Source organism: Halomicrobium sp. HM KBTZ05 (assembly GCF_041530035.1).
Taxonomy (GTDB): Archaea; Halobacteriota; Halobacteria; order Halobacteriales; family Haloarculaceae; genus Halomicrobium.
Map to the genome: position 1 here is coordinate 296898 of NZ_CP168057.1, position 25607 is coordinate 322504.

At 64.6% G+C, this 25607-nt stretch carries 18 protein-coding genes, 2 tRNA genes and 3 rRNA genes; 15 read left to right on the top strand and 8 right to left on the bottom strand.

The window, feature by feature from the left end:
* Positions 1–3 precede the first annotated feature (3 nt).
* The 4 genes from ACAH01_RS01545 to lipA form a co-directional block, all read right to left on the bottom strand.
* A complete protein-coding gene (locus ACAH01_RS01545) occupies positions 4–987 on the bottom strand; it encodes an alpha-ketoacid dehydrogenase subunit beta (protein WP_372480028.1) in 984 nt (327 codons plus the stop codon).
* A complete protein-coding gene (gene pdhA, locus ACAH01_RS01550; RefSeq protein WP_372480819.1) occupies positions 984–2090 on the bottom strand; it encodes a pyruvate dehydrogenase (acetyl-transferring) E1 component subunit alpha in 1107 nt (368 codons plus the stop codon). The genes ACAH01_RS01545 and pdhA overlap by 4 nt, the downstream gene beginning before the upstream one ends.
* 123 nt (positions 2091–2213) lie before the next feature.
* Positions 2214–2798 (bottom strand): hypothetical protein, encoded by a 585-nt coding sequence (locus ACAH01_RS01555; RefSeq protein ID WP_170092935.1) that lies wholly within the window; start codon positions 2796–2798, stop codon positions 2214–2216.
* Positions 2799–2856: 58 nt separating this feature from the next.
* Positions 2857–3783 carry a lipoyl synthase gene (gene lipA / locus ACAH01_RS01560; protein ID WP_372480029.1) on the bottom strand — a complete coding sequence of 309 codons (927 nt, stop codon included), beginning with the start codon at positions 3781–3783 and terminating at the stop codon, positions 2857–2859.
* 254 nt (positions 3784–4037) lie between these two features.
* Between lipA and ACAH01_RS01565 the strand changes: the two genes are divergently transcribed.
* Positions 4038–6419: a DEAD/DEAH box helicase gene (locus ACAH01_RS01565; protein WP_170092933.1), complete on the top strand. Its 2382-nt coding sequence runs from the start codon at positions 4038–4040 to the stop codon at positions 6417–6419.
* Positions 6420–6531: 112 nt separating this feature from the next.
* Here the strand turns inward: ACAH01_RS01565 and ACAH01_RS01570 are convergent, their stop codons facing one another.
* The gene (locus tag ACAH01_RS01570; protein ID WP_372480031.1) at positions 6532–7188 is read right to left on the bottom strand and encodes an HAD family hydrolase; all 657 of its coding nucleotides are present in this window, start codon (positions 7186–7188) and stop codon (positions 6532–6534) included.
* 355 nt (positions 7189–7543) lie between these two features.
* On the opposite strand from ACAH01_RS01570, the gene ACAH01_RS01575 reads away from it, so the two are divergent.
* From ACAH01_RS01575 to pheT, 7 genes are all read left to right on the top strand, one after another.
* Entirely contained in the window at positions 7544–7798 is a 255-nt protein-coding gene (locus ACAH01_RS01575; protein ID WP_170092931.1) for a hypothetical protein, read from the top strand.
* Positions 7799–7980: 182 nt separating this feature from the next.
* Positions 7981–8220: a hypothetical protein gene (locus ACAH01_RS01580; RefSeq protein ID WP_240936930.1), complete on the top strand. Its 240-nt coding sequence runs from the start codon at positions 7981–7983 to the stop codon at positions 8218–8220.
* Between the two features lie 93 nt (positions 8221–8313).
* Positions 8314–9081 (top strand): endonuclease NucS domain-containing protein, encoded by a 768-nt coding sequence (locus tag ACAH01_RS01585; RefSeq protein WP_170092930.1) that lies wholly within the window; start codon positions 8314–8316, stop codon positions 9079–9081.
* A 57-nt stretch (positions 9082–9138) separates the two neighbouring features.
* Positions 9139–10149, top strand: coding sequence for a tRNA-intron lyase (endA, locus tag ACAH01_RS01590; RefSeq protein ID WP_372480032.1), 1011 nt, complete (start codon positions 9139–9141; stop codon positions 10147–10149).
* 355 nt (positions 10150–10504) lie between these two features.
* Positions 10505–12055, top strand: coding sequence for a tryptophan--tRNA ligase (locus ACAH01_RS01595; protein ID WP_372480033.1), 1551 nt, complete (start codon positions 10505–10507; stop codon positions 12053–12055).
* Positions 12056–12235: 180 nt separating this feature from the next.
* Positions 12236–13744, top strand: coding sequence for a phenylalanine--tRNA ligase subunit alpha (locus tag ACAH01_RS01600; protein ID WP_372480034.1), 1509 nt, complete (start codon positions 12236–12238; stop codon positions 13742–13744).
* Positions 13744–15555: a phenylalanine--tRNA ligase subunit beta gene (pheT, locus tag ACAH01_RS01605; RefSeq protein ID WP_372480035.1), complete on the top strand. Its 1812-nt coding sequence runs from the start codon at positions 13744–13746 to the stop codon at positions 15553–15555. Before ACAH01_RS01600 ends, pheT begins: the two co-directional genes overlap by 1 nt.
* 48 nt (positions 15556–15603) lie before the next feature.
* Here pheT and ACAH01_RS01610 read toward each other — a convergent pair whose 3' ends face one another.
* Positions 15604–16656, bottom strand: a complete 1053-nt coding sequence (locus ACAH01_RS01610; protein ID WP_372480036.1) for a quinone-dependent dihydroorotate dehydrogenase — start codon at positions 16654–16656, stop codon at positions 15604–15606.
* A 57-nt stretch (positions 16657–16713) separates the two neighbouring features.
* A complete protein-coding gene (locus ACAH01_RS01615; protein ID WP_015761641.1) occupies positions 16714–16911 on the bottom strand; it encodes a hypothetical protein in 198 nt (65 codons plus the stop codon).
* Positions 16912–17135: 224 nt separating this feature from the next.
* Here ACAH01_RS01615 and ACAH01_RS01620 point away from each other — a divergent pair, with 224 nt between their 5' ends.
* The 6 genes from ACAH01_RS01620 (at position 17136) to ACAH01_RS01645 (ending at position 23522) form a co-directional block, all read left to right on the top strand.
* Positions 17136–17447: a non-histone chromosomal MC1 family protein gene (locus ACAH01_RS01620; protein WP_015761640.1), complete on the top strand. Its 312-nt coding sequence runs from the start codon at positions 17136–17138 to the stop codon at positions 17445–17447.
* Positions 17448–18168: 721 nt separating this feature from the next.
* Positions 18169–19641 (top strand): 16S ribosomal RNA (locus tag ACAH01_RS01625).
* Between the two features lie 109 nt (positions 19642–19750).
* A tRNA-Ala gene (locus tag ACAH01_RS01630) sits at positions 19751–19822 on the top strand.
* A 208-nt stretch (positions 19823–20030) separates the two neighbouring features.
* A 23S ribosomal RNA gene (locus ACAH01_RS01635) occupies positions 20031–22949 on the top strand.
* A 107-nt stretch (positions 22950–23056) separates the two neighbouring features.
* Positions 23057–23178: ribosomal RNA gene (rrf, locus tag ACAH01_RS01640) — 5S ribosomal RNA — on the top strand.
* The 16S, 23S and 5S rRNA genes sit together here with 2 tRNA genes alongside, the layout of an rRNA operon.
* A 268-nt stretch (positions 23179–23446) precedes the next feature.
* Positions 23447–23522, top strand: a tRNA-Cys gene (locus tag ACAH01_RS01645).
* Positions 23523–23638: 116 nt separating this feature from the next.
* Here ACAH01_RS01645 and gap read toward each other — a convergent pair.
* Complete coding sequence (gene gap / locus ACAH01_RS01650; RefSeq protein ID WP_372480038.1) at positions 23639–24646, bottom strand: type I glyceraldehyde-3-phosphate dehydrogenase; 1008 nt, start codon at positions 24644–24646, stop codon at positions 23639–23641.
* Between the two features lie 560 nt (positions 24647–25206).
* Between gap and ACAH01_RS01655 the strand changes: the two genes are divergently transcribed.
* Positions 25207–25599, top strand: a complete 393-nt coding sequence (locus tag ACAH01_RS01655) for an Hsp20/alpha crystallin family protein (protein WP_018256786.1) — start codon at positions 25207–25209, stop codon at positions 25597–25599.
* Positions 25600–25607 lie beyond the last annotated feature (8 nt).

Genomic DNA, 25607 nt, shown 5'->3' on the forward strand with positions numbered 1-25607 from the left:
GGGCTAAAACTCACAGGCGTCTGTGATACCGTCTTTGATACGGGCAGGTTCGGGGAGGTAGTAGTCCTCCAGGGCGTACAGCGGGTACGGCGTGTCGAAGCCGGTCACGCGCTGGATGGGGGCCTCCTGGTAGAGCAGCGCCTCCTCCTGGATCGTCGCGATCACCTCGCCGGCCAGCCCGCCCGTCTTGGGGGCCTCGTGGACGACGACGGCCCGACCGGTCCGCTTGAAGCTCTCGACGACGGTGTCCGTGTCCATCGGCGACAGGGTCCGCAGATCGATCACCTCCGCGTCTATCTCCGGCGCGAGTTCCTCGGCCGCCTCGACGGTCGGGCGCGTCATCGCGCCCCAGGTCACGACGGTCACGTCCGACCCCTCGCGGCGGACGGCGGCCTCGCCCAGCGGGACGGTGTAGGACTCGGCGTCGACGGGCTCGCGGAAGGCCCGGTAGATCAGCTTCGGTTCGAGGAAGACGACGGGGTCGGGATCGCGGATCGACGCCGCGAGCAGCCCCTTGGCGTCGGCGGGTGTCGAGGGGACGACGACCTTCAGGCCGGGCTCGTGAACGTAGAAGGCCTCCTTCGACTCGGAGTGGTGCTCGGGCGCGCGGATGCCGCCGCCGTAGGGCGCGCGGACGACCATCGGACAGGTGAAGCGCCCGCGGCTGCGGTTGCGCAGGCGGGCGGCGTGAGACACCAGCTGGTCGAAAGCCGGGTACATGAACCCGGAGAACTGCATCTCCGGGACCGGGCGCAGGCCGTGGGCGGCCATGCCGATGGCGGTGCCGACGATGCCCGACTCGGCCAGCGGCGTGTCGATCACGCGGTCGGGGAACTCCTCGATCAGGCCCTGTGTCGCCCGGAAGACGCCGCCGTTCTCGCCCACGTCCTCGCCCAGCACGAGCACGTCCTCGTCGCGGTCCATCTCGCCGTAGAGCCCGTCCCGGACCGACTGGACGAGGGTCAGATCCTGCGTCTCGGTGCTCATTCCAGCAACACCTCGTCGCCGTGGCGCTCGCGCAGCGCTTCGAGATAGTCCAGTTGGTCGTGCAGTCGCTGTGGCATCTCGGCGTAGACGTGTGCGAACATCTCCTCGGGCGCTGGCCGCTCGTACTGCTCGGCCGTCTCGATGGCGTCGGCCACCTCTTCGGTGATCGACGACTCGATGGCCTCGACGGACTCGTCGTTGAGGAGTCCCCGATCCCGCAGGAACGCCTCCATGCGCGGAATGGGGTCTTTGCGCCGCCAGCGCTCGACTTCCTCGTCGCTCCGGTAGACGGAGGGATCGTCGGCGGTCGTGTGTGCGCCAAAGCGGTACTGGACCGCCTCGATCATGGTCGGACGCGGGTCCTCGCCGGTCGGATCGCGGGCCTTCTCGACGGCTTCGCTGGTGACCTGATAGACGGCCAGTGGGTCCATCCCGTCGACCTGGATCCCCTCGAAGCCGTAGGCGCTTGCCTTCTGGGCCAGCGTCGCGCTGGCGGTCTGGCGCTCTCGGGGGACCGAGATGGCCCACTGGTTGTTGTTACAGAAAAACACCGTCGGGGTGTCGAACACGCCAGCGAAGTTCAGTCCCTCGTGGAAGTCTCCCTCGCTGGTCGCGCCGTCGCCGAAGTACGCCAGGTGGACGTCGTCTTTTCCCCGGAGCTTCGCGGCCCACGACGCGCCCGTCGCGTGGGGAATCTGCGTCGCGATCGGGACGGCCAGTGCGAACGCGGCGACGCCATCGGGCGGATCGTTGCCGGCCTCCGACCCCATCCAGTACAGCAGAATCTGGTCGAGCGGCCACCCGTGTGCGTGCAGTGCGGCGTGTTCCCGGTAGCTCGGAAACACCCAGTCACCGTCGGCCAGCGCGTGGGCGCTCGCGACCTGTGCGCCCTCCTGTCCGGCCATCGGCGGGTACGTCCCCATCCGACCCTGTCGCTGGAGGCTCACCGCCCGCTGGTCGAAGTGACGAGCCAGCTTCATCTCGCGGTAGATCGCGACGAGTTCTTCGTCCGTGAGGTCGGGCACCGTCGCGCCGTCTCGTACCTCGCCGTTCTCGTCGAGTACCTGTACCTGGTCTGTCGGGTCGCGATGGAGGACGCTCAGTGGGACCACCTTCCGTGTGACATACGGTATACGTTGTCGCGGGGTCGGCTTATGGTTTGTGCGGACGAATATCTCTCTCGGTGGAATTATCGAGAGTAATGCCTACGTGGGTACTGTTCCGTCTCACGCGATCGCACTGACCGCGACTGTCGCCCCGCAGCCGCGACACAGGAGGGCGACGCCGCTCTCGCCGTCGGGGCGGTCTTCGAAGACGAGCGCCGAGTCACACGTCGGACACCGTTCGAGACACATGACGAGTCGCGCTGCCAGCTCTTCGCGGGGCACGTCCGGGAGCCGTGCCAGTCGGGCCTCGTCGACCCACTCTCTGATCGTCGGCTCGGCGACGATCGCGGCCAGAAACCCCGCTCTGGAGTGCCACGCGCCCACCGTTTCGTCGCCGTGCGTGACGACGTACCGATCGTCCGCCTCGGTCACGTCGAGAGCGTCGGCGTCGAGCCCCTCGCTTGCTGCCAGCCAGCGCAGCGCCCGGTCGCCACCGCGCATCTGGGCCATCCGCTCGTGCCAGGCCTCGGCGAATCCATCGGTGAGCCGGAGGTCGGTGCCGTCGGCCGTCGGTTCGAGGACGTTGGCCTCGCGCAGGACCGTCTCGACTGTGGCGGCGTCGTCGGTCTGTTCGGACTCCGTGCGGTCCTCGCCGCCGTCCGTTCGGACGACGCGGCGGTCACGACGAACGGGTGGCAACCTCATACGGGACCCTCTGGCTCCACACGGATAGTAGCGCTGTCACTCGGCCGGCCCGGCGGGCTCACTCTCCGGCCCGTGCCCGCCGCCGTGCGATGGCGGGGTCGTTTCCCTCCAGTACCGCTTCGACGAACAGCTCACCGGCGCGATAGGACGAGCGGACCATCGGTCCCGAGGCGCAGTAGGCGAAGTCCAGCTCCTCCTCGGCGACCCGTCGCCAGGTGTCGAAGGCGTCGGGGTGGACGTACTCCGAGACCTCCAGGTGCGAGCGGGAGGGCTGGAGGTACTGGCCAAGCGTCACCACGTCGACCCCCACTTCCCGCAGGTCCGAGAGCGTCTGGTAGACCTCGTGGGCGTACTCGCCGACGCCGAGCATCAGGCTCGTCTTCGTGTAGATGTCCGACTCTCGGTCGACCTGGCCAAGCACCGACAGCGACTGCTCGTAGCCGGCCCGGCGGTCGCGCACGGGCCACTGGAGGCGCTGGACGGTCTCGACGTTGTGGGCGATCACGTCCGGGCCGGCGTCGATTATCTCCCGGACGAGCCGCTCCTCGCCCCGGAAGTCTGGAATCAGACACTCGACGAGAATCGACGGGTCACGCTCTTTGATCGCCCGGATCGTCTCGGCGAAGTGGCCCGCGCCCTGGTCGGGCAGGTCGTCGCGGTCGACCGACGTCAACACGACGTAGTCCAGGCCGATCTCGGCGACGGCGTCGGCGACGTTCGCGGGCTCGTCGGGATCGAGCGGCTCCATCCCGCCGGTCTCGACGTCACAGAAGTTACAGCCCCGCGAACAGCGATCGCCCAGCAGCATGAACGTCGCCGTCCCCGGCCCGTCCTCGCCACTCCAGCACTCGCCCATGTTGGGGCAGTTGGCCTCCTCACAGACGGTGTGGAGGTCCCGCTCGCGCAGCGACTGTTTGATCTCGGTGAAGCGCTGGCCCGACGGCGGCCGCATCTTGAGCCAGTCGGGCTTGCGGGCGCGACTCATTGCCCACAGTTAGGAACGGGCGATGAAAACGGCTGTGGTGCCGGTTAGAGCTGACGGTTCGGACGGACCGACTCCTGCCCGGTGCTTCGTCCCGGCGGCGTTCGTCGCCGTCGTCGGTGCCACCGAGTACTGGCTCCGCCGGCACTGCTCGGTGTCTCCACCGCGGCCGATCGGGTGAGTCGTCTCCGTCGATCCGTGGCGGCGGCGACTGCGGTATAGAAACGCATATTGCACCGCGGCCCCCGGTCTCTGACGTGTCACGGAGCGCCGACGGGGAGCCAGCCGTCGCGGTCGCGGACGTGCTCCCCGAGTTCGCCGACGCCTTTCCTTTCGAGGAGTTCAACCGAATGCAGTCGGAGACGCTCCCGGCGCTGTTGAACCGCGAGGACAACGTCGTGGTCAGTGCGCCGACCGCCAGCGGGAAGACCGCGCTGGCCGAGATCGCCATCTGCAAGACGCTGCAGGCCGGCGGGACCGCCCTCTTTCTCGCGCCGCTGCGAGCCCTGACCAACGAGAAAGAGAGTGAGTGGGAGCGCTTCGAGGACCTGGGCTATTCGGTGTACGTCGTCACTGGCGAGCGCGACCTCAACCCCCGCCGCGCGGAGCGGGCCGACATCCTCGTGATGACCCCGGAGAAGGCCGACTCGGCCACTCGAAAGCACGACTCCCGGCGCTACGAGTTCATCACGGACGTGGACTGCTGTCTCATCGACGAGGTCCACCTGCTGGACTCGGACCGTCGCGGGTCGGTACTGGAGGTGACCGTCTCGCGGCTCCGTCGACTGTGTGACCCCCGCGTGGTCGCGCTGTCGGCGACGATGGAGAACGTCGAGGACGTTGCGGCGTGGCTCGACGCCCCCAGCGAGACGACCTTCCAGTTCGACGACGACTACCGGCCGGTGCCGCTCAACGCCGACGTGAAGACCTACAGCCACGGCGAGAACGCCTTCGCCGACAAGTACCGGCGGCTCTACCGGGCGCTGGATCTGGCCGAGCCACACATCCGCGAGGAGGGCCAGGCTCTCGTGTTCGTCTCCTCGCGACAGGACACCGTCCAGGCGGCCAAGAAAGCCCGCGACGAGATCGTCGAGCGGGACGTGCCGATGGGTGCCCGCGGCGAGTACGACTTCCACACCGAAGCCGCCGAACTCGACAACGACACCCTCCGCCAGTCCGTCCTGGACGGCGTCGGCTTCCACCACGCCGGCCTCTCTCGGGCGGACAAGGACCGCGTCGAGGAGTGGTTCAAGGAGGGGCTCATCCAGCTCCTGTTCTCGACCTCGACGCTCGCCTGGGGCGTGAACCTCCCGGCCCGCTGTGTCGTCATTCGAGACACGAAGCTCCACGACCCCCTGGAGGGCGAGGTCGACATGAGCCCGCTGGACGTGCTCCAGATGCTCGGCCGCGCGGGCCGGCCGGGCTACGACGACATGGGCTACGCCTGGATCGTCTGTGACCGGGCCGACGCCGACAAGTACCGCACCCTCCTGCGAGAGGGCAAGGAGATCGAGTCCAGGCTCGCCGACGACCTCGATGCCCACCTCAACGCCGAGATCGCGCTGGGGACGCTGGGCGACGTCGAGGACGTGATGGGGTGGCTCGAAACCACGTTCTACTACCAGCGCGCCCAGCGCGCTCCCGAACGGTACACCGCCGGCACCGACCTCCGGGAGCGAGTGTCGGACACGCTCGGGGAGCTCGTCTCCGACGGGTTCGTCGAGATGGACGACCTCTCGGTCGAGGGGACCCCGCTCGGTCGACTGGCCTCGAAGTTCTACCTCCGGCTGGCGACGGCCCGTCGGTTCAAAGACTGTGCCGACCGGGCGGCGGCCGACCCGGACGGCTTCGACGAGGACGCGATCCTCTCGACGGTCGCCGGTGCGACGGAGTTCGACAGCGTCAGCGCCCGCAGCGACGAGGAAGACGCCGTCGCGGCGGTGATCGGCTCTCGCGGCGAGGCGCTGACCGCCGGCCAGCGGAAGGTCCTCGCGATCCTCCGCTCTTCGATGTCCGGCACGACGCCGTCAGAACTCCAGAGCGACGCCTGGGTCATCAAGCAGAACGCGCTCCGCATGCTCGCCGCGCTGCGGGCCTTCCTCGATCGCTTTGCCGGCGCTCGCGGCGCGAACCTCGCCCGCCGCGTCGAGGCGCGCGTCGAGAACGGGGTCAGCGCGGACGCGGCCGGCCTCACGGCGATCGACGGCGTCGGCCCCGGACGGGCGCGCACGCTCGCCGCCGAGGGCTTCCGGACGCCCGCGGACGTGGTCGACGCCGGCGTCTCTGGGCTGGTCGCAGCCGGCCTGAGCGAGAGTGTCGCCGAGCGGGTCCACGACAACGCGACCGACCTGCCAACCGTCGTCGTCGAGTGGGGCGAGTTCCCGGACCAGATCGCGGCCGGCGAGCGCGAACTCCACGAGGTGACGGTCCGCTCGGTCGCCGGGAGCGCCCGCGCCGGCATCCGCGTGACTGTCAACGGCCACGAAATGACGGCCAAACCGTCGTACCTCGGACAGGCGACGGTCCCGGTCGCCGCGTTCGGCGGTGACGCCGACGAACTCACCTTCACGATCGAGGTCACTTTCCCCGAGTTGCCGATCCCGCCGATCCGGGAATCTCGCACCGTCAGCGTGGGGTGATACGGACGGTTGTAGACGTTTATCCAGTCGACCACACGCTGTCGTGCGGTCGATCTGGGACAGCGCTACAACTGTCCGTATGAGCGTTCCCAGTTGGCGTCGTGTGTGTGGCTCACTCGCTGGCGAGAACGTTCGATCGGACGATCTCGGCCATCTCGGTCGGTGTTTCGGCGACGAGGTCGGCGTTCTCGGTCGCACCCTCGGCCGCCCCGACGCCGAAGCTGACGACGGTCATCCCCGCGCGGTGGGCCGCGGTCGTCCCGTGGTGGGAGTCCTCGACGGCCAGCGCGGTCGCTGGATCGACGCCCAGCTCGGCGGCGGCGCGCTCGTAGATCGTCGGCTCGGGCTTCCCGGGGCCGTCGAGGTCCGCGGCGCTGACGACGGTGTCGAACAGGTCCCCGAGATCGAACCGTTCGAGGACGATCTCGTACCACTCGGGCGGTGAAGCGGTCACCATGGCGACGGGCACGCCGGCCTCGCGCAGCTCTGTCAGCAGTGCTCGCACGCCGGGCGTGAGCTCGACCTGTTCGCCGTAGATTTCGTCGGCTGCCCCCTCGTACAGCGAGACGAACGCCTCGTAGTCGACGGCCAGGTCGTACGTCTCGTCGAGTACGTCGTACTGCTCCTCGTAGAAGATTCCGGTCACTTCCTCGACCGGCACCTCCTGGTCGGGGACCGCTGTCGGCAGGATCTCCTCGCGCTCCAGCTCGATCCAGTAGTCCTCCGAGTTCACCAGCACTCCGTCCATGTCGAAACACGCGGCGTCCATACTCGCCCGGTTCTCTCGCAGTGACAAATGTGTAGCGTTCGCGCCTGCGTGTCCGCCCCACTACCGGCTGTCGCCGTGACCGATCTCGCCGCCTCGGGACGGCGGCTGTCCTCATACTGCCGGCTGTACCTTCGTGAAGATCTTCGCCACCCCGGGGTGGCGAAATCGGTCACAGATGTACAGCCGGTAGTATCACGAAGTCGTCGCCGGCAGTATCGGTCGTCTGGTAGCCCGACACTGGCTCGGTCACTGCAACTTACGTCCCTGCTCCCGACGGCGTCGATCGCTCTTGCATGCCCCTTGCTATCACACCTCACTGTTAAATGGTTGGACAGACAATATGTGATCGTCCACGATGTCGGAACCCGAAACCACCGAGCGGCGTGGGGTCGACCGCGCACCCGCGCTCGTCTGTCGGGCGCGGACGGTCCTCCGTACCTCCGTCCTGATCGCTCGCCGACTGGCGTTCTGGCTGGCCGTCGTCCTGCCAGTGGTCTACGTTCCGCTCCTGTTCGTCGACGGTCACTGGGCCACGCTCGCCGTGTCGGCGCTGCTCGTCGCTCACGTGCTCGTGGTCCTCGCCGGCAGTGGCTACGACCCGAACGGCTGATACAGTGTTAGAAGCGCCTATAAATTTTCTCGACCCTTCTCGATCGGTTTCGAAACGCGTGAAACACCGCCGCGGCGGTGTAAAATACCGACTACCTCCGCTGAAACGAGCTAAATTCTACCCAACCGTCGGCCCATTATATGCTGGTGTCGGGCATAGCGACGAGCGAGGAGAACGCTCCAATGTCCATCGCACCGCCCTTCGACTCCGACACGGTCGCCCTCGACGCACAGTCCATCCGAACGCTCGCCTTCCGCCCCGTCGAAGCGACGGCGTTCTGGACCGCTGTGGCGCTCCCGCTGGTCTACCCCGCTCTCATGTTCGGTGGATTCGACGGACAGGAGCCGTTCCTCCTCGTGGCGGCGCTCGCGCTCCACGTCGCCGCTCTCCGTCTCGGCCGGGGACACGGCCGGGACGGCTGATACCGCCGGCCGCCCGACTCCCCGCTTTCCTCCCGCCAGTGGTCCCCGCCCCCGTCCGAGCGTTCAAGTATCGAGACGCGACCAGCCCCGCCCATGCACGACGACACTCGCGTGCTGGCCGGCGACTGTACCACGCTGTTCGAGACGACCGGCGCACAGACCCAGCGGACCCGCGAGCAACGCGGCGAGGTCCTCGTAGTGGTCAAGCCCGACAACACCGTTCTCGTCCACGACGCCGACGGCTACCAGCCGGTCGCGTGGCTCACGCGGCCCGACAGCGTCACTATCGAGGGCGGCACCGTGGTCGCCCGCGACGGCGACGACCTCCTGCGCGTGGTCACCCACGAGGAACACGGCAGCGCCAGCTACCCGGTCTCGGAGGCCGGCATCCCCGTCGGCGACTGCCTGGCGTGTGCGGGCACGCTGGTCCGGTCGAACGGCGCGGTCCGGTGCTCGGGCTGTGAAGAGCGCTACGGCCTCCCCGCGGACGCGACGATCACCGGCGGTCGCTGCCGGGACTGTCGCCTCCCCACTATCCGCACCGAACGGGGCCGAGCGTTCGAACTGTGTCTGGACCGGGAGTGTGAATCGCTGGACGATCGCGTCACCGACGCCTTCGACCGCGAATGGGACTGTCCGGCGTGTGACGGCGACCTCCGCATCGTCCGGAAGGGCGGGCTGTTCGCCGGCTGCGAGCACCACCCCGACTGCGAGACCGCTTTCGCCATCCCCACCGGCGTGGTCGTCGACACCTGTGCCTGCGGGCTCCCGCTGTTCGAGACTTCGGGGGGCCGTCGCTGTCTCGACGCGACGTGTTCGCAGTCCCAGATGAGCGAGGCGGCGACGTACTCCGGACCCTGACGCTCCGTCCTCGATACGACCCGCAGGGGCTTTACTCGCCCACGCGCAGGCAGGAGTATGGACGCGACGCTCTCCGATGGAGTCGTCCGGGCCGGCAAGCGGGCCCGCGAGCAGTTCTACGATTCCAGCGGGTACGGTCGGCCGGTCGACGCCGGGAAGCTCGAACTGGCACCCGTCGAGGCGGCACACCTGCTGTATCGCGGTGACCTCGACGGTGTCGACGGGATGGGACTTCGAGAGCTACTGAACTCCGCGTTGCTGTCGGAGGTCGACTTCTTCGTCTACAAAGATCTGCGCGACCGTGGGTTCTACTGCTCGCCGGCACGGCCCGACCGCGTCGAGGACCCTGACGGCTGTGACTTCGTCGTCTACCCGCGGGGCAAGGGGCCGTGGGACGACGCCGTCGCCCACCGGATTCGGGTCGTCAGCGAGCGCGAGACGGTCCCGGCAGCCGATCTGGGGGGGTGTGCGCTGGCCGTCGTCGACGAGGAGAGCGAGATCAGCTACTTCGAGACCCACCGTCCGGACGTCTCCGGGACGAGTCGGGCGGCCGTCCCCGAAACCGACGGCGATCTGCTCGCAGACCGGGTCGTCTGCTGGGACCCGCCCGCCGAACTCTACGAAGCGGCCTTCTACGGGCAACCGCTCGACGAGCAGGACGCACAGGCGATCCAGCTCTCGCTGGTCGAGGCCGCGTACCTCGCCGGGGCGGGCACGCTTCAGGTCGAAGGCGATGCCGACGCGGTGATCGAACGCGGTCGCGCCGTCGAGGGCGACCGGTTCGACCGCCGGCTCGCGGTGTACGAACGGCTTCGCGAGCAGGGGATCGCACCCAAGACGGGCTTCAAGTTCGGCGCGGACTTCCGGACCTACGCAGATGTCGAGAGCGTCGCGGACCTGGGTCACTCCGAACTGCTCGTGCGGGCGTTCGACGCCGGCCACGTCTTCGAGCCCCGAGACCTCGCACTGGACGTGCGCCTGGCCCACGGCGTGCGCAAGACGATGGCCTACGCGTTCGTCGGCGACGAGGGGATCGACTGGCTGGCCGTCGAGCGCCTGACGCCCTGACTGCAGCCCGAAACGAACCCTTTTTGCGCCGACGACCACCTACGGATGAATAGATTGGCTCGCGCCAGTCAGTTCGACCATGAGTGACCCAGATCGTACCCGCGACGAGGGATCGCCCGACGACCACAGCGCCGCGTCGGGTTCGGACTGGCGCGAGCGTTCGGGGACCCCCGTCCGACCGGACGGCGGTGAGGCGAGCGAAGCGAGCCGAGCCACGTCGGATCTTCGATCCGACGGCGGTGAGCGAATCGGAGATTCGCGATCCTCGTCAGAGCAAAGCTCTGACGGCGGTGAGACGAGCGAAGCGAGTCGAAGCACATCAGAAATCCGTTCTGATGGCGGTGAGACGAGCGAAGTGAGCCGAGCCACGTCGGATCTTCGATCCGACGGTGGCACCGAGGTCGAAGGAGCCGACGACGTGGCGCTGGATCCGTGGGGCTCTTCGACGGTCTCGGACTACCGCAAACTGTTCGATCAGTTCGGCATCGAGGCCTTCGACGAGGTGCTGCCGGAGGTGCCCGACCCCCACTACCTGATGCGCCGGGGCGTCATCTTCGGCCATCGAGACTACCGACCGGTCGCTCGCGCGATGCGAGAGGGCGAGCCCTTCGCCGCGCTCTCGGGGTTCATGCCGACGGGCGACCCGCACATCGGTCACAAACTCGTCTTCGACGAGATCATCTGGCACCAGGAGCAGGGCGGCGACGCGTACGGACTGATCGCCGACCTGGAGGCCCACAGCGCCCGCGGCCTGACCTGGGCGGAGATCGACGAGCACGCGACGAACTACGTTCTCTCGCTGCTGGCACTCGGCTTCGATCCCGAGGACGGGGAGCTGTACCGTCAGTCCGAGAACCGCGACGTACAGGATCTTGCCTTCGAACTCGGTGCCGAGGCGAACTTCTCGGAGCTCCAGGCGATCTACGACTTCGACGGAGAGACCGACGTGAGTCACATGCAGTCGGTCGTCACCCAGATGGCCGACATCCTCTACCCGCAACTCGACGAGCCGAAGCCGACGGTGATCCCGGTCGGCCCCGACCAGGACCCACACATGCGACTCGCCCGCGACCTGGCGGCTCGGATGGGGTATTTCGGCGTCACCCGCGCGTACGCGAGCTTCGAGGCCGACGACGCCGAGCGGGAGCTGCTCGGTGCCGCCTACGAGGCCCTGCAGGCCGACCGCTCGGCCGACGAGCGCGTTCGCTGTGAAGCGGCCGCCGACTGGATCGAGGCCGAGATCACCCCCGACGACGTGCGACAGCGCACCGTCGAGAAGCTCCGCGCGGCGGGCAAGGAACCGCTTCGTCCCCGGACTCGTTTCCTCGATCGCAACGCCACCGACGAAGCCTTCGAGGCGCTCATCGAGGCTGTCGAGGGCGAGAAGCGCGTCTACGACGAGCACGTCGACGCCTTCGACATGGACCGCGAGGCAGCCACGGAGCTGGCCCGCGAGGTCGCGCTCGACCACGGCGGCTACGGCTTTCGCGCACCGTCGTCGATCTACCACCGCTTCATGACGGGGCTGACCGGCGGCAAGATGTCCTCCTCGATTCCGGCCTCACACATCTCGCTGCTCGACGACCCCGAAGACGGCTACGACAAGGTGAAGTCGGCGACGACCGGCGGCCGCTCGACCGCCGAGGAACAGCGCGAGAAGGGCGGCAAGGCCGACGAGTGCCCGGTCTACGAGCTGTACGCCTACCTGCTCGCCGGTGACGACGACGAGTTCGCCAAGGAGGTCTACGACGAGTGTGTCGGGGGCGAGCGGCTCTGTGGGGGCTGCAAGGAACAGGCCGCCGAACTGATGGAATCGTTCCTCGAAGATCACCAGGAGAAACGCGCCGAGTGGGAAGCGAAGCTCGACGAGCTCGACATCGACCTCGACAGCGACCGGAAGCGCTGACTCTCTGATCGAGGGGTGTTTTCGGGTACGGTGATCGAATTGGCGGCGAACAACTCACCGAAAGGGCGAGTGCTGCGTGACGGCGGAGCCGGCACGTTATAGCCGGCCGGCCCCGACGAAACCGTCCGCGGCAAGTGAGAACCGTTAACTGACGAACCCGCCGTGTATCCGACAACGAACATGCGATTACCACACGCGCAGGTGGCCCTGCTGGAGGCTGCCGACGCAGACGACGCCAGACGTATCGACACGCTGGCCGACGAGGCCGGCCTGAAACCGGAGACGGCGACCGGTGCCGCCTTCGCACTCGAAGACGAGGGACTGCTCGCACTCTCCGAGGAGACCGTCGAGTCCGCCACACTGACCGACGAAGGTCGAACGTACCTCGACGAAGGGCTCCCGGAAGTCCGTTTCTACCGCGGTGCGATCGACGCCGGTGCGGACGACGAACCCGCGGAGATGGGCCCGGTCATCGGCGCGGCCGGCCTCGACGGTGCGGCCGTCGACATCGCGCTCTCGAACTTCGCACGCAAGGGGTACGGCCAGATCGACAGCGGTGCCGTGTCGGCCGACCCCGAGGCCGATCCCGACAGCGATCCGGAAGCCGCGGCACTGGCCGCGCTGGCCGACGGCGAGTCGGTCGACGACGAGGACGTACTCGGACAACTCGATCGCCGCGGACTGGTCGAGATCTCCGAGACTACTGTCCGCTCCGCGCGGCTCACCGACGACGGCGTGACGACGCTGATGGCTGGCGTCGAAGTCGCGGAAACCGTCGGGCAGGTCACGCCCGAGTTGCTCACGTCCGGCGAGTGGCAGGACGTCGAGTTCGCCGAGTACAACGTCGAAGCCGACGCCGACGAGGTCAGGACCGGCAAGACCCACGTCCTGCGCCAGCAGGCCGAGAACGTCAAAGACACCCTGGTCGGCATGGGGTTCCAGGAGATGCAGGGGCCGACGGTCGACGCGGACTTCTGGATCAACGACTGCCTGTTCATGCCACAGGACCACCCTGCGCGCAACCACTGGGATCGCTTCGCGCTGGAGCGGCCGGCTCAGATCGACGAGTTGCCCGAGGAACTGGTCGAGCGCGTCGAGTCGGCCCACCGTGAGGGGGTCGGTCCCGACGGCGAGGGGTACCACTCACCGTGGGACCTCGACTTCGCCAAGGCCCTGGCTCTGCGGGGTCACACCACGTCCCTGACCGCCCGCCACCTCTCCGGCGAAGCGCTCGGCGAGCTGGAACCGCCCCAGCGGTTCTTCTCGATCGAGAAGGCGTACCGCAACGACACGCTGGACGCGACCCACCTGCTGGAGTTCTTCCAGATCGAAGGGTGGGTGATGGCCGAGGAGCTGTCGGTCCGGGACCTGATGGGGACGTTCACCGAGTTCTACGAGCAGTTCGGGATCACCGACATCCAGTTCAAGCCCCACTACAACCCCTACACCGAACCGAGCTTCGAGCTGTTCGGTCGCCACCCCGAGACTGGCGAACTCATCGAGATCGGCAACTCCGGCATCTTCCGCCCGGAGATGCTCGAACCGCTCGGCGTCGACTGTGACGTGATGGCCTGGGGGCTGGCCCTGGAACGCCTGTTGATGCTCGTGACCGGTGCCGAGGACATCCGAGACGTCCACGGGACGCTGGTCGATCTCGACTTCCTGCGATCCGAGGAGGTGCTCTACTGATGCCAACTGTCGACATCGACCCCGACGAACTGCGCGAACTGACCGGCCACGGCGACAAGAGCGACGACGAACTCCGCGACGACCTGTTCTCGCTGGGCCTGGAGTACGAAGGCGAGACCGACGAGGGCCACTTCGAACTGGAGTTTGCCCCCGACCGGCTGGACAGACTCTCCGTCGAGGGGATCGCCCGCTCGCTGCGCTACGACTACGGCGACGACCGCGGCGTGTACGTCCCAAGCACCAACGACGCCGAGTGGACCATCGAGGTCGAAGACACGCCGCCGGAACGGCCCTACGTCACCGGCGCGATCGTCCGCGGGCTGGACCTCGACGAGTCGTCGCTAGACTCGCTGATCCAGCTCCAGGAGAAGCTCCACGCCACGATGGGACGCAAGCGCGCCAAGGGCGCGATCGGCGTCCACGACCTGACGATGCTGAAAGGCGGGGCGGCGAACGTGACGGCGTCGACGCCGCCCGACGAAGCGGTCGGCGAGCTCGACAGCCCGGCTGCTGGCCCGGCCGGCGAGGACGACGAGCGCGAGGCAGTCGAGAAGACGATCACCTACACGGGTATCGACCCCGACAGCGAGGAGTTCGTCCCCCTCGAAGGCGACCGTGCGATGACCCCCGCCGAGGTGACCGAAGAACACCACATCGGCGTCGAGTACGCCGACCTCGTCGCGGAGATGGATCGCGTCCCGGCGATCTACGACTCGATCGGGCTGTTCTCGTTCCCGCCGGTCATCAACGGCAAGCGGACCGAAGTCGACACCGGCTCGCGGGACCTCTTCGTCGAGATGACCGGGACCGATCAGTGGACGATCGACCACATGCTGTCGATCGTCTGTTACGCGCTCGACGCTCGCGGCGGCACCGTCGAGGAGGTCACCGTCGAGTACACGGACGGCGCGCCCGGTGAGTACGCGGGCCAGTCGTTCGTCCGCCCGGACCTCGGGACAAAGACCAAGACCGTGGCCCACGACCGCATCGAGACGATTCTGGGCGTCGACCTCGACAAGCGCGAGATCGGCGATCTCGCCGACCGGGCCGGTCTCGACGCCAGCGAGACCGACACCGACGGCGTCTACGAGTTCGAGATTCCGCCCTACCGCGTCGACGTGCTCCACCCGATCGACGTGATCGACGACCTCGGTCGCGCCTACGGCTTCAACACGCTGGAACCGAGATACCCCGACGTGTCGACGGTCGGCGGCCGTCACGACCGCTCGAAGCTCGAACGGGCGACCCGAGACGTGCTTGTCGGTCTGGGCTTCGAGGACCTGCTGAACTTCTACATGATCAGCGAGGAAGAGAACTACGAGCGCCTGCAGGTGACACCCGGGAGCGACGCCGTCGGCGGCGGCGATCCCGTGACGATCCAGGAGCCCTACAGCGAGGACTACACGATGTTGCGGTCGTGGGCGCTGCCCTCCATCATGCTCGTCCTCGAAAACAACACGCACCGCTCGTACCCACAGGACCTCGCGGAGATCGGTCTGGCTGCCGAGGTCGACGAGTCGACCAACACCAACGTCGCCGAGCACCGCACGGTCGCGGCCGCGGTCGCGCGCCACGACGCCTCTTACGAGGACGCCAAGACGCGCCTGCAGGCCATCGCCGCCAACTTCGACAAAGAACTCGCGACGCCACCGATCGACCACCCGACGTTCATCGACGGCCGGACTGCGGCGGTCGAACTCGACGGCGAGACCGTGGGCGTCGTCGGTGAGATCGACCCAGCAGTGCTCGTCGAACACGACCTCGAAGTACCGGTGGCTGCCTTCGAGTTCCGTCTGGACGCTCTGGAGTAGCCCTCACTGGCTCCCAGATCGCCACCGTGTCACGATCTCGACGCCGCTTTACAGATCAGCGCCGACGGCGTCCTCGATCGTCTCGAACCCGTCCGCTTCGAGCAGCGCCACCAGCCCCTCGTTGATCTCTCGGGCCAGCGTCGGCCCCTCGTAGACCAGTGCCGTGTACAGCTCGACCAGCGTCGCGCCGGCCCGTATCTTCCGATAGGCCCCTTCGGCGCTGGAGACGCCGCCGACGCCGACGACCGGTACGTCGACGCGCTCGGCGACGAACCTGACCATTCGCGTCGCCCGGTCCTCGATGGGTTTGCCCGAGAGGCCACCGGTCTCGACGCGGTGCTCGCTCTGCAGAGATGCGGGCCGCTCGGTGGAAGTGTTGGTCGCCACGACGCCGTCGAGATCCAGTTCGCGAACGATCGCCAGCGCGTCCTCGATCGCCGGCTCCGGAAGGTCGGGCGCGAGTTTGACCAGTATCGGAGCCGCGCCAGCGTCTTTGAGTTCGCCGAGAATCGCCGCCATCGACTCCTTGTTCTGGAGTTCTTCGAACCCCTGCGAGTTCGGACAGGAGATGTTGACGACGAAGAAATCGCCGCCGTCCGCGACCTGTTCGTAGGTGTAACGGTAGTCGTCGGGTGCGTCGTCGGTGCCGACGTGCTCGCTCTTGGCGATGTTGACGCCGACGGGCACTGCGGCGTCCGTCGCCGCCAGCCGCTCGCCGACGACGTCTGCGCCGTGGTTGTTCAATCCCATCCTGTTGATGATCGCCTCGTCTTCGCGCAGACGGAACATCCGCGGGCGGGCGTTTCCGGTCTGTGGCTCGGCCGTGACGCCACCGACCTCGACGAAGCCAAAGCCCAGCGCACCGAGCGCACCGGGTATCTCGGCGTTCTTGTCGAACCCCGCCGCGACGCCGACCGGGCTGTCGAACTGCTGGCCGAACGCGTCGACCGCCAGTCTGTCGTCGTCGATCCGGTACCGTCGTTCGAGCAACGCCGTCGCAGGCGTCTCGTCGGCCACTTCGAGCAGTCGGTGTACCGTCCGGTGGGCGGTCTCTGCCGGCAACTGAAACAACAGCGGTCGTACGATGTCGTAGGGATTCATGTGTCTCCGTCCGGCAGTCGCGGTTCAGGTGGACCGCGATCCGCCGTGATGGTGCTGCTAGAACTCGTGTTCGACGTCCTCTGGGTCTGCCTTCTGAATGATGATCTTGTTGTCTCGGACGCGGACGAACACTTCGTCACCGATCTCCATCCCAGCGACTGCGAGTTCGTCCTCGTGGATGTTGATGTGAACGTTGTGGTACTCGCCATCGTCGTCTTTGGCGCCACTTGGGCTGAGCTTCTTCTTTCGCACCATCGCGCTATCCTACTCCGTGCATCGCCGTAGGATATACTTAAGTCTACCGTGCGAGGCGTACCGTTCACGCGTCACCGCGCGCGAGCACGGGACACGGCCGTTTTTCGACCCGGTTTCGGGGCTCGGTTCGTTATCACATATAAATGTACCGTGGCGGGAGCGGTCGATTTGGGGGTATATTTATGTTGAGCCATGTGTTCCATTGACATGGAGCGGTGAGAACCATGGCACGCGACAAGGACAAGCGCAATTTTGCGCTCCGAACACAGGACGGTGACGAAACGAGCGTCTTCTCGGGTGGAACACCACGTCAGGCGGCACTGAAGGCCGCCCGGCGTCTCGATCCCGCCGACAGCGAAGACGACGCAGATCCCGAAGAGATTCGGCTCCGCGAGAAGGGAACCCACAAGGTCCACATCTACGAGGGATGGGCCTGGGAGGAGGAGGCTCCCGACGACAAGCCCGGCTGGATGCCGGGCGACATCACCAAGGGGAACGTCTCTAAAGAGGGCGTAGAGCACCTCGACGAGATCTAACCGTTCGAGCCCCGCTATTTTTGTGCCGGTCGTTCCGTGCCGAGAGACATTTACAACCCGGGCGCTCACATACACGTGCGCGGCCACACTCGGCCCGACCGACGCACGCTGCGCGGGATGATCGGCTGACCTCCAGCCGCGCGATACTCATACACTGTTTGTCGTCCGTCTCTGATGTGTTCCATCATTTGTGGTGCGGGACGATCCCGACATCGTGACAGTCGACGGTATCTCTGTTCGCCGACCTGCTGGTCGCCTTTCGTCTGCCACTGTACGACACCCGACGTACCCATGTAATCGCATGCCGTAGCGGGGGTCGTTCGACGGCCTTAAGTTGTCCCTGCTCCTCGAACGTAATACGAAGCGGCGCAGGGCAGACCGCCCTTGCCGGGCTTTGCGTCCATCCGACGCCCTTAAGTGTAACAGGGTGTTCGGGTTGGACGCAACCGATGCCCGGCCGGGGACGAACCCCTGGCCACTCGGACCACACGGCGAGCCCCTCTCGCCGAACACGACTCGAAGGCTTTATGATGCCTTCGGGAGAACGTTCAGGTCCGGAAGAATGAGGATTCCACCCCTGCGGTCCGCCGTCAAGATGGGATCTGATGTTAGCCCTAGTAGTTCGGTGACACTCGGTCGACGAGTGTCGTCGGACGCTCTTCGATAGCGACCACACCCTTATGGGTGTGATCCCGCCTAACCCCCCTGCTCTGCAGGGGACATTCCGGTTGATCCTGCCGGAGGCCATTGCTATCGGAGTCCGATTTAGCCATGCTAGTCGCGCGGGTTTAGACCCGCGGCAGATAGCTCAGTAACACGTGGCCAAACTACCCTATGGACGGGAATAACCTCGGGAAACTGAGGCTAATCCCCGATACAGCTCTCAGACTGGAGTGTCGAGAGCTGGAAACGCTCCGGCGTCATAGGATGTGGCTGCGGCCGATTAGGTAGACGGTGGGGTAACGGCCCACCGTGCCTATAATCGGTACGGGTTGTGAGAGCAAGAACCCGGAGACGGTATCTGAGACAAGATACCGGGCCCTACGGGGCGCAGCAGGCGCGAAACCTTTACACTGCACGACAGTGCGATAGGGGGACTCCGAGTGCGAGGGCATATAGCCCTCGCTTTTCTGTACCGTAAGGTGGTACAGGAACAAGTGCTGGGCAAGACCGGTGCCAGCCGCCGCGGTAATACCGGCAGCACGAGTGATGGCCGCTATTATTGGGCCTAAAGCGTTCGTAGCCGGCCGGTCAAGTCTGTTGGGAAATCGACGCGCTCAACGCGTCGGCGTCCAGCGGAAACTGACTGGCTTGGGGCCGGAAGATCTGAGGGGTACGTCCGGGGTAGGAGTGAAATCCCGTAATCCTGGACGGACCACCGGTAGCGAAAGCGCCTCAGAAAGACGGACCCGACGGTGAGGAACGAAAGCTAGGGTCTCGAACCGGATTAGATACCCGGGTAGTCCTAGCTGTAAACGATGCTCGCTAGGTGTGCCGCAGGCTACGAGCCTGCGCTGTGCCGTAGGGAAGCCGAGAAGCGAGCCGCCTGGGAAGTACGTCTGCAAGGATGAAACTTAAAGGAATTGGCGGGGGAGCACTACAACCGGAGGAGCCTGCGGTTTAATTGGACTCAACGCCGGACATCTCACCAGTCCCGACAGCAGTAATGACGGTCAGGTTGACGACTTTACCCGACGCTGCTGAGAGGAGGTGCATGGCCGCCGTCAGCTCGTACCGTGAGGCGTCCTGTTAAGTCAGGCAACGAGCGAGACCCGCACTCCTAGTTGCCAGCAATACCCTTGTGGTAGTTGGGTACACTAGGAGGACTGCCAACGCTAAGTTGGAGGAAGGAACGGGCAACGGTAGGTCAGTATGCCCCGAATGGACTGGGCAACACGCGGGCTACAATGGTCGAGACAGTGGGATGCGGTACCGAGAGGTAGAGCTAATCCCCTAAACTCGGTCGTAGTTCGGATTGTGGGCTGAAACTCGCCCACATGAAGCTGGATTCGGTAGTAATCGCGTGTCAGAAGCGCGCGGTGAATACGTCCCTGCTCCTTGCACACACCGCCCGTCAAAGCACCCGAGTGAGGTCCGGATGAGGCCATCATGCGATGGTCGAATCTGGGCTTCGCAAGGGGGCTTAAGTCGTAACAAGGTAGCCGTAGGGGAATCTGCGGCTGGATCACCTCCTAACGATCGGGACCAGGCCGACGCGCCTGGCCCACCTTTGGCAGCGTCCACCGACACCCGTCGACCGGGCACCTATGAACTACTAGGGCTAACGTTGCGGACGAGGCGTCGGGCCCATAGCTCAGCGGCAGAGCACCTCCTTTGCAAGGAGGAAGCCCTGGGTTCAAATCCCAGTGGGTCCATACTCCGTACCGTGTTCGAACCGAGCCCCTTAAGTGTGGGACGGCGTTCGAACGACGTACGGCAGACCAGTGCACTACCCCGTGCAAGCGTGGGTAGGAAGGGTCGATGTACAGACCGGGTCGCACCGGCTGTACTGATGACACCGCGTGTACGTGCGATCCAGGCGTCCACTGGACTCGTGCAATTTCATCGAGTCACAACCAAATTTGACGTTGGCTACTGTGCCGCCTGGTGGATAGCTCGGCTCGGAAGCCGATGACGGACGTGCCAAGCTGCGAAAAGCCATGGGGAGCCGCACGGAGGCAAAGAACCATGGATCTCCGAATGGGAATCCCTCTAACAATTGCTTCGCGCAATGGGGAACCTCGAGAATTGAAACATCTTAGTATCGAGAGGAATAGAAAGCGCAATGCGATGTCGTTACTAACCGCGAGTGAACGCGACACAGCCCAAACCGAAGCCCTCACGGGCAATGTGGTGTACGGACTACCTTTCATCGGCCGACCATCTTCACGAAGTCTTCTGGAACGAAGCGTGATACAGGGTGACAACCCCGTAGTGAAGGTCAGTACGTCGTGCGGTAGCTCCAGAGTAGCGGGGGTTGGAAATCCCTCGTCAAGATGGCAGGCATCGACTGCCAAGGCTAAATACTCTCCGAGACCGATAGTGAACAAGTAGCGTGAGCGAACGCTGAAAAGCACCCTCAGACGGGGGTTGCAATAGGGCTTGAAATCAGGTGGCGATCGAGCGACGGGGCTTGAAAGGTCCTGTAACAAACGAAAGCGGCGCGAGCCGTGTGTAGGACTTACAGGAAGCCGAAGTTCCGTCGTGCGTTTTGAAAAACGAGCCAGAGAGTGTGCCTGTTTGGCGAGTCTAACCCGATAATCGGGGAAGGCATAGGGAAACCGACATGGCCGCAGCATTGCGAGGGCCGCCGTCTTCAAGGGCGGGGAGTCAAACGGGCACGACCCGAAACCGGGTGATCTACGCGTGGGCAGGGTGAAGCGTGCCGAAAGGCACGTGGAGGCCCGTTAGGGATGGTGTCCTACAATACCCTCCCGTGACCTACGTGTAGGGGTGAAAGGCCCATCGAACCCGGAAACAGCTGGTTCCAACCAAAACATGTCGAAGCATGACGTCCGCCGAGGTAGTTCGTGGGGTAGAGCGACCGATTGAGGTGCTTCACTTCGAGAGAAGTGAACACTTCTGTCAAACTCCGAACCTACGAACGCCGTCGACGCGGGCAGTCCGGTATGCGGGGTAAGCCTGTGTACCGTAAGGGAGACAACCCAGCGCCGGGTTAAGGTCCCAAAGTGTGGATTAAGTGTGATCGAAAGTGGTCTCAAGCCCTAGACAGCCGGGAGGTGAGCTTAGAAGCAGCTACCCTCTAAGAATAGCGTAACAGCTTACCGGCCGAGGTTTGAGGCGCTGAAAATGATCGGGACTCAAATCCACCACCGAGACCTGGCCGCTCCCGTGAAAGGGAGATCGAGTAGGTTGGCGCTCCGATTGGATGGAAGCAGGGGTGAGAACTCCTGTGGACCGATCGGTGACGACAATTCTGGCCATAGTAGCAGCGATAGTCGGGTGAGAATTCCGACGGCCGAACGAGCAAGGGTTCCTCAGCACTGTTCGTCAACTGAGGGTTAGCCGGTCCTAAGTCCCCCCGTAATTCGAAGGGGACGACATGGGAAGCTGGTTAATATTCCAGCGCTCATATGCAGTGAAACCGACGCCTCGGGGTCGACCAAGCCGGGCCTTCGCCCGGTCGAACCGTCCAAATCCGTGGAAGCCGTAATGGCAGGAAGCGGACGAACGGCGGGATAGTGAAAATTGGTTCAACCTGGGGCCCGTGAAAAGGGAGCATATGATCCGTACCGAGATCCGACACAGGTGCTCGTGGCGGCGAAAGCCAAGGCCTGTCGGGAACAACCGACGTTAGGGAATTCGGCAAGTTAGTCCCGTACCTTCGGAATAAGGGATGCCTGCTCCTGACAGGAGCAGGTCGCAGTGACTCGGACGCTCCGACTGTCTAGTAACAACATAGGTGACCGCAAATCCGCAAGGACTCGTACGGTCACTGAATCCTGCCCAGTGCGGGTATCTGAACACCTAGTACAATAGGACGAAGGACCCGTCAACGGCGGGGGTAACTATGACCCTCTTAAGGTAGCGTAGTACCTTGCCGCTTCAGTAGCGGCTTGCATGAATGGATTAACGAGAGCGTCACTGTCCCAACGTTGGGCCCGGTGAACTGTACGTTCCAGTGCGGAGTCTGGAGACCCCCAAGGGGAAGCGAAGACCCTATGGAGCTTTACTGCAGGCTGTTGCTGGGACATGGTCGCTACTGTGCAGAGTAGGTAGGAGCCATTACACAGGTATCCGCGCTAGCGGACCACCGAGGCAGACATGAAACACTACCCGGTAGTGACTGTGACCCTCACTCCTGGCGGAGGACACCAATAGCCGGGCAGTTTGACTGGGGCGGTACGCGCTCGAAAGAATATCGAGCGCGCCCTAAGGCTATCTCAGCCGTGACAGAGACGCGGCGAAGAGCGCAAGAGCAAAAGATAGCTTGACAGTGTCACTACCAACACGGTGACGCTGACGCGAAAGCGTGGTCTAGCGAACGGATGCGCCTGCTTGATGCGGGCCGATCTACGACAGAAAAGCTACCCTAGGGATAACAGAGTCGTCACCGGCAAGAGCACATATCGACCCGGTGGCTTGCTACCTCGATGTCGGTTCCCTCCATCCTGCCCGTGCAGCAGCGGGCAAGGGTGAGGTTGTTCGCCTATTAAAGGAGGTCGTGAGCTGGGTTTAGACCGTCGTGAGACAGGTCGGCTGCTATCTATTGGGGGTGTAAAGGTATCTGACGGGAACGATCGTATAGTACGAGAGGAACTCCGATTGGTGGCCACTGGTGTACCGGTTGTCCGAGAGGGCACGTGCCGGGCAGCCACGCCACACGGGGTAAGAGCTGAATGCATCTAAGCTCGAAACCCACCTGGAAAAGAGATACCGCAGAGGTCACTCGTAGAAGACGAGATAGATAGACTCGGGGTGTACGCGTCGAGGCAACGAGACGTTGAGCCCGCGAGCACTAATCGACCGAAGCCACACACTCATTGCACTGTGACTCGATTTGTACGAGTCCAGGCGTTTACTGGATCGCACGTATTACGCGGAGACCGAGAGTGGTAGTTTCACGGTTCGATTCCGTGACTCGGCGTAAAGGCGGCCATAGCGGCAGGGAAACACCCGTACCCATCCCGAACACGGCGGTTAAGCCTGCCAGCGTTCCGGTGAGTACTGGGGTGTGCGAACCCCTGGGAAAGCCGGTTCGCCGCCTGCTATTCATACTACAGAGCCCGCAGCCGTGGTGGTTGCGGGCTTTTTTCATATCGATCGGGGAGCGGTGGTGCCCGATCTCTCCGTGCCGAGAAGTGGCGACGCCGTGTCTATCGGCAGCTCCGGCGCGGCTCTGTGGTCGACGCCACAGCAGCGGTCGCGATTTCGTCTATCGAACGAGTGTCGACGTAGCGCCTTCGGCAGTCGTCGATGGAGGGGTGTCGAGCCGAGACCGCTACGCTTAAGCGAACCACCCCGTTACCTGAAACTGCGCCAAGGTGGCAGAGTTCGGCCTAACGCAGCGGCCTGCAGAGCCGCCCATCGCCGGTTCAAATCCGGCCCTTGGCTTTCTACGACGCACAGATGGAGAGAGTGGTTCGAACCTCGACCGTTGGCTCGGTTACTCTTAGTGACGGGTCAGTGTATTCGATCGAGAAGACGGTAGAATCCGCTGGAAAGGTGCGTTACTCGGCGACGTACTCGGCGAGATCGAGCATGCGGTTGGCGAAGCCGAATTCGTTGTCGTACCAGGTCAGCACTTTGACGAGGTCGCCGACGACGTTCGTGTTCTCGAGGTCGACCATCGTCGAGTACGGCTGGCCCAGCACGTCCCGAGAGACGATCGGGTCGTCGCTGACACCCAGTACGCCTTCGAGTTCTCCGTCGGCAGCGGCCTCGAACGCGGCGTTGATGTCGCTCTCCGTGGCGTCCGTTTCGAGTGTACAGACGAACTCGGTGATCGAACCGTCGGGGACCGGGACGCGCATGGCCATCCCGTCGAGTTTCCCTTCGAGTTCGGGGAGGACTTCGGTCGCGGCCTGAGCAGCGCCCGTCGTCGTCGGGATGATGTTCTCGGCTGCAGCGCGGCGACGGCGGGGCTTGCTGTTGGGGCCGTCGACGAGGTTCTGGGTGCCCGTATAGGCGTGGACCGTCGTCAACTGTCCCGACTCGATCCCGAATTCCTCTTGCAGTACCTTCGCGACCGGGGTGATGGAGTTGGTCGTACAGGACGCGTTCGAGACGACGTCTTCGCCGTCGTACTCGTCGTGGTTGACGCCGTAGACGAGTTGCTTGACCGGCGTGTCGCCCTTCGGCGGCGCGGAGATGACGACTTTGTTGGCACCGGCGTCGAGGTGTTGGCTCGCGTCTTCGTGGCTACGGAAGATGCCGGTCGACTCGAAGGCGATGTCGACGTCCAGCTCTTCCCAGGGAAGCTGGGTCGGGTCGGTCTCGTGGAAGACGCCCGCCTCGAAGTCGGTTCCCTCGACGGTCAGAGTCCCGTCGTCGAGGCTGGTACCGTCGAGTCGTCCCATGACGGAGTCGTACTTGGCGAGATACTCCATCTCCTCGTCTTCCATCACGTCGTTGATGCCGACGATCTCGACGGCGTCGTTGTCCAGCGATGCGCGGAACACGTTGCGACCGATGCGGCCGAAGCCGTTGACTCCGACGCGAACGGTTTCTTCGCTCATGGTACATAGCCCGTCCACCGTCAGTAAATGGTTTTCGAAGTGGACGTGATTCGGTACTGTTCTCTCTCGTTGTCAACGTCTGGCACCGCAACTGGTCATTGTCCACACTGAAATGACCAGTATTCTATTCCGATTGTCAATATATGGGTGCAAGATAGTTCGTTTGGTATTATAATTCTGTTCCCCGCCGGCAATGGGGTTGCATCTGCGGAGCGTGTCGACGTTATACTGCTATTCATGGTGTGGGTTCGTGGCTGCGTCTCTGAACGCAATCCGGGTGATATATCCCGATCAAAACCGATCTCAAACAATCGCAATCGGATCGTTTCGTTCACGTTCCTCGTGTCGATGTCCCTAATATTCGTTTCGGTGTCGGTGCCTGGATACTCCGTCAGAGACACCGTCTCGGCAGAGGCGGTCGTCGACGTGGGGCCATCAGCGTATCCACGTATACGGGCCGCTCACTGTCGCCCTCGGTCGTCCTCGTTGTAGACCTGCGTCTGATTCTCCAACGGGTGGGCCGAAGGTTTATTCCCCAACGTCCGTCTAGGGTAGGTAGGATGAGACGCGACGACCGCGACGACCCCTTCGACGAGTTCTTCCGCGAGCTAGAGCGGATGATGAACGACGTGATGGGACCGGAGGGCGACGTCCACATCGAACAGGGTGGCGGCGGTTCGAGAGGCACAGATATGCACCTCGACGTACACGAGACGGACGATCAGCTCCGGGTCGTCGCCGACGTGCCGGGTGTCGACAAGGACGACATCGATCTGAAGTGCGACGGGACGGTCTTGACGATCGAAGCGGCCGGGACCCACCGCGACTACGACGACCAGATCACGCTGCCCGCCCGCGTCGACGAGCACTCCGCGAACGCGACGTACAACAACGGTATTCTCGAAGTCACGTTCGACCGTGCAGAGGATCCCAGCGACATCAGTCTGAACTGAATCGCTGG